Source organism: Clostridium sp. DFI.1.208 (assembly GCF_024463855.1).
In the GTDB taxonomy this organism is placed as follows: Bacteria; Bacillota_I; Bacilli_A; order Erysipelotrichales; family Erysipelotrichaceae; genus Clostridium_AQ.
In genome coordinates this window covers 1-328 of the sequence record NZ_JANGCA010000239.1, presented here as the reverse complement: position 1 = coordinate 328, position 328 = coordinate 1, and the positions used below count along the sequence as shown (strand labels likewise).

The following is a 328-nucleotide window of genomic DNA, read 5'->3' as shown; positions in this document are numbered from 1 at the left end:
TTGAAGGACAATGCAACAGAGAAGGAGATAGCCGCATGGTTTGCGAAGAATCCACAAGGGAATTGAGGAAGAAGCAGGAACAGCTGAAAAGCAGGACGCTCTGGCTACAGGAGATGAAGCAGGCGATGATCAAAAAGACGAGACTGTGCATGCTCATCATGGCAGGGATCTTCTTCCTGCTCATCCTGATCCAAAGCGGTCTGTATGTGTGTGTACCGCAGCGATATCAAGGCAGTATCCTGCATATGGTCCAGTGGGGGAAATGGGGACTGCTCGCAGGAGAGGTCATCATCTATGCAGTATTGAAGGACAGTGAGATGGAAGGAGT

At 50.0% G+C, this 328-nt stretch carries 1 protein-coding gene; it reads left to right on the top strand.

Annotated features, from left to right (window positions below):
• Positions 1 to 35: 35 nt before the first annotated feature.
• Positions 36 to 328: hypothetical protein (locus NE665_RS24205; RefSeq protein WP_227163564.1), on the top strand; the 293-nt coding region annotated here is incomplete at its 3' end.